At 70.5% G+C, this 4,454-nt stretch carries 5 protein-coding genes; 4 read left to right on the top strand and 1 reads right to left on the bottom strand.

What is annotated here, in order from left to right; genetic code table 11:
* Positions 1–62 precede the first annotated feature (62 nt).
* The 4 genes from bioA to WA944_RS16335 all read left to right on the top strand — a co-directional run bounded on the left by bioA (position 63) and on the right by WA944_RS16335 (position 3,779).
* Positions 63–1,364 (top strand): adenosylmethionine--8-amino-7-oxononanoate transaminase, encoded by a 1,302-nt coding sequence (gene bioA / locus WA944_RS16350; protein ID WP_526370512.1) that lies wholly within the window; start codon positions 63–65, stop codon positions 1,362–1,364.
* Positions 1,365–1,441: 77 nt separating this feature from the next.
* Positions 1,442–2,584, top strand: a complete 1,143-nt coding sequence (gene bioF, locus WA944_RS16345; RefSeq protein WP_526610049.1) for an 8-amino-7-oxononanoate synthase — start codon at positions 1,442–1,444, stop codon at positions 2,582–2,584.
* Positions 2,581–3,261: a dethiobiotin synthase gene (gene bioD / locus WA944_RS16340; protein WP_526375433.1), complete on the top strand. Its 681-nt coding sequence runs from the start codon at positions 2,581–2,583 to the stop codon at positions 3,259–3,261. Before bioF ends, bioD begins: the two co-directional genes overlap by 4 nt.
* Complete coding sequence (locus tag WA944_RS16335) at positions 3,261–3,779, top strand: 2'-5' RNA ligase family protein (protein ID WP_526375431.1); 519 nt, start codon at positions 3,261–3,263, stop codon at positions 3,777–3,779. Before bioD ends, WA944_RS16335 begins: the two co-directional genes overlap by 1 nt.
* Before the next feature lie 4 nt (positions 3,780–3,783).
* Here WA944_RS16335 and WA944_RS16330 read toward each other — a convergent pair whose 3' ends face one another.
* A complete protein-coding gene (locus tag WA944_RS16330) occupies positions 3,784–4,356 on the bottom strand; it encodes a TetR/AcrR family transcriptional regulator (RefSeq protein ID WP_526375429.1) in 573 nt (190 codons plus the stop codon).
* Positions 4,357–4,454 lie beyond the last annotated feature (98 nt).

The raw sequence follows: 4,454 nt of genomic DNA, 5'->3' as shown, positions 1-4,454 counted from the left end.
GGTCGCGGGCGCCGGCCGGGCGGGGGCGAGGGTCATCATGGTCGACGGCTAATCTACCGAAGGTGCCTGCGATGACGCCTGCCGAGATCAGCGCTGTTGATGCCGCCCACATCTGGCATCCCTACAGTCCAATCGGGGCCGACGCGCTGGCCCCGATGGTGGCGGTGGGTGCGCGCGGCGCCTGGCTGACCCTGATCCACCAGAACCGACCTGTCGAGGTGCTCGACGCGATGGCGTCGTGGTGGACCGCGGTGCACGGCCACGGTCATCCGGTTCTCGACGCCGCGATCAGCCGGCAACTCGCGACGATGAACCACGTGATGTTCGGCGGGCTCACCCACGAGCCGGCCGCCCGGCTGGCAGAGCTGCTGGTGGAGGTCACACCGCAGGGTCTGGAGACGGTGTTCTTCAGCGACTCCGGCTCGGTGTCGGTCGAGGTCGCGGTCAAGATGGCGCTGCAGTTCTGGCGCAGCACCGGCCGCGGGGACAAACGACGGCTGATGACGTGGCGCGGCGGCTATCACGGTGACACCTTCACACCGATGAGTGTGTGCGATCCGCAGGGCGGCATGCACGAACTGTGGACCGGGCAGAACTCGCTACTGGCAGACCAGGTGTTCGCCCCGCCGGTGCCGTCTGCCTACGACCCCGGTTACAGCGCCGCCTTTTCCCGGCAGCTCGCCGAACACGCCGACGAACTCGCGGCGGTCATCGTCGAACCGGTGGTGCAGGGCGCCGGCGGTATGCGATTCCACGACCCGCGCTATCTGGTCGACCTGCGACGGGCCTGCGACGAGCACGGCGTGCTGCTGATCTTCGACGAGATCGCCACCGGATTCGGCCGTACCGGGGTGATGTTCGCTGCCGACCACGCCGGCGTCAGCCCTGACATCATGTGCGTCGGCAAGGCTCTCACCGGCGGTTACCTGACCCTGGCCGCGACGCTGTGCACCCGGCTGGTCGCCGACACGATCAGCTCCAACCCGCCGGGGGCGCTGATGCACGGTCCCACGTTCATGGCCAACGCACTGGCGTGCGCGGTGAGTGTGGCCTCGGTGGAGTTGTTGATGTCCGGCGTCTGGCAGTCGCAGGTCCGCGCTATCGAGACCGGGCTGACCGACGGACTGTCCGAGGCGGCGACGCTCCCCAACGTCGTCGACGTGCGGGTCCTCGGCGCGATCGGGGTGCTCGAGCTGGACCGGTCGGTGGACCTGCGCATCGCCACCCCGGCCGCCATCGAGCACGGCGTGTGGCTGCGGCCGTTCCGAAACCTGATCTATGTGATGCCGCCGTATATCTGCAGCACCGCCGAGGTCGATCAGATCACCTCGGCGATGGTCGGTGTCGCGCGTGCTCTAACCTGAACGGTGTTCAATTGTCGGCTCGCCGACGTGTTCAATTTGTCGGCTCGCCGACGTGTTCAAGTCAGAGAGGAGCGCCTGTGACCCGCGTCGGTCTGTCCCCGCTGGCCTGGCTCGACGAGGTCGAGACGCGGCGCCGTGCGGCCGGGTTGCGACGCTCGCTGCGTGCCCGGCCTCCGGTCGGCGCCGAGCTGGATCTGGCCTCCAACGACTATCTGGGGCTCTCCCAGCACCCTCGGGTGCTCGACGGCGGCGTGGCCGCGCTGCGCACCTGGGGTGCCGGGTCGACCGGGTCCCGGCTGGTCACCGGCAACACCGAACTCCACGAGAGCTTCGAGAACGCGCTGGCGGAGTTCGTCGGCGCCGCCTCGGCCCTGGTGTTCTCCTCCGGGTACACCGCCAACCTCGGAGCGGTGGTGGGGTTGTCCGGGCCGGGGTCGCTGCTGGTGTCCGATGCGCTGTCCCACGCCTCCTTGGTCGACGCGTGCCGGTTGTCGCGGGCTCGGGTCGTGGTTACCCAGCACGCCGACGTGTCCGCGGTGGACGCCGCGTTGGCCGCACGCACCGAGGAGCGCGCGGTCGTGGTGACCGACTCGGTCTTCTCCGCCGACGGCGTGCTGGCGCCGCTGCGGGCGCTGCACGAGGTGTGCAGGCGACGCGGAGCGCTGCTGATCGTCGACGAAGCCCACGGCCTGGGGGTGCGCGGGGACGGTGGCCGTGGCCTGCTCCATGAGCAGGGCCTGGCCGGCGCACCGGACGTGGTGATGACGACGACGCTGTCCAAGGCCCTCGGCAGCCAGGGCGGCGTGGTGCTGGGTCCCGTGGCTGTTCGCGACCACCTGATCGATGCCGCTCGGCCGTTCATCTTCGACACCGGGCTGGCACCCGCGGCCGTCGGCGCCGCACACGCCGCGTTACAGGTGCTCGTCGACGAACCGTGGCGTGCGCAGCGGGTGCTCGACCAGGCCGCGGCCCTGGCGTCGATATGCGGTGTCGGCGAGGTTCCGTCCTCGGCCGTGGTGTCGGTGATCCTCGGCGAACCGGAGATCGCGCTGGCCGCCGCCGCCGCATGCCTGGAGCGCGGAGTGCGGGTCGGGTGCTTCCGGCCCCCCACGGTGCCCGCGGGCACCTCCCGGTTGCGGTTGACCGCGCGCGCCTCGCTGACCGACGACGAGATGGTGTTGGCGCGCGCCGTGCTCACCGACGTGTTGTCACCGGCGTGAGCGTCCTCGTCGTCACCGGAACCGGGACCGGCGTCGGCAAGACCATCGCCACCGCGGCTCTGGCCTGCCACGCCAGGTCCGCCGGGGTCGACGTCGCGGTGTGCAAGCCGGTGCAGACCGGAACCCAGGACGGCGACGATGATCTCGCCGAGGTGGCCCGGCTGTCCGGGGCGCTCGAATTGTATTCTCTGGCAAAGTTTCCCGAGCCGCTGGCGCCACAGGCAGCTGCTGCGCGGGTCGGCTCGGCACTACCGAGCAGAACGGCGCTCGTCGACATGGTCACCGCCGTCGACCGGCCCGGCAGGCTCACCCTCGTCGAAGGTGCCGGCGGTCTGCTGGTCCAGATCGGTGCCGACGGGGTGACGCTGCGCGATATCGCGGCCGATCTCGGCGCGCCGGTTCTGACGGTCGTCGCTCCGGGTCTCGGCACCCTCAATCACACGGCGCTGACGCTGGAGGCCCTGGCCGCCAGGCGGATCGCCGTCGCGGGTCTGGTGATCGGTGCGTGGCCGGCTGAGCCGGGCGTGGCCGAGGTCGGTAACCGGGACGCGCTGCCGCGGCTGGCGCCGGTGCGGGCGGTGCTGCCGGACGGCGCCGGGTCGTTGACGGCGCAGCGATTCGAGTCCGTCAGCGCGGCGGCGTTCGACCGATCCTGGGTCCGGAGCCTGGTCGGCTGATGGTGCACTCGGTGGAGATGTTGTTCGACGCCGAGACCGAGGCGGCAGTCGAGCGCATCTGGCACGACATGCTGGCGCTCGGCATTCGCAGCCAGGCCGCCCACCGGTCGCCCAGCAACCGCCCCCACATCACCGTCACCGTCGCCGAACAGATGGCCGACACCGTCGACGGCGCCCTGCGGCCGGCCCTGGCGCGGTTGCCGTTGGACTGCCGGATCGGGGCGCCGATGGTGTTCGGCGTCCGCTCGATCACGCTGGTCCGCCTGGTGGTGCCCTCCACCGAACTACTGGACCTGCAGGCGGACGTCCACCGGATCTGTCTGGCGCACATGCCGGACGGTCCTCTTACGCACACCGAACCGGGACAGTGGACACCACACGTCACGCTGGCGGGGCGGATGCCGCCCGATCAGTTGCCGCAGGCGTTGGCGTTACCGGTGGGCGCCGAGATCCGCGGTCGCATCACGGGGTTACGGCACTGGGACGGCAACACGAAGGTCGTGCACCCGATCGGCTGACCGGTCACACGTCGGCGCGGCTGTGTGCGGCGATCCCGTCGACGAGCAGGCTCAGGCCGAACGCGAACCGGGCGCTGGGGTTCTGGGTCCAGACGGTCGAGGAGACGTCGGCACCCGCTGCGTCCCACTGCATCCGGGACTGCTCGTCGGCGGTGAAGCCGAGCACGTAGTAGACGACGGAGCGGGCGGCCAGCTCCGCATTCGCCGCTGTCACACCGGCTTCGGCCGCGGCAGCGCCGAGCTCGGCGAGAACGTCGCCCATCACCTCCGACTGGCCGGCGGCGAAACTGGCCGACACCAGCTCGGCGGCGTCGGTGTGTGACAGCAACGCATCGCGGAGCCGGCCGCAGATGCCGACGATGCGGGCACTCCAGTCGCCCGGCTCCCCGCGCACCGGCTCCAGGATGCGGTCGGCGACCGCCCCGAGGAGCTGCTGCTTGTTGGCGAAGTGCCAATACAGTGCACCGGGGGTGACGGCCAGCTCGCGGGCCAGCCGCCGCATCGAAAGGTCGGCGATGCCGTAGTCGTCCAGCAGCGCCGTCGCCGCGTCGACCACGTCACGTTTGTGGAGCTGCACACCGGTACCCTAACCTGAACGGTGTTCAAGTGGGCGACAGATAGGGCTGGCGAGTGAGCGACATTCTGGCAGTGGCACGCGAGCAGGTGCTGGAACGG

The sequence above is a fragment of the Mycobacterium sp. genome (assembly GCF_049683355.1).
Classification (GTDB): domain Bacteria; phylum Actinomycetota; class Actinomycetes; order Mycobacteriales; family Mycobacteriaceae; genus Mycobacterium.
This window is presented reverse-complemented; position numbering and strand designations above follow the sequence as displayed.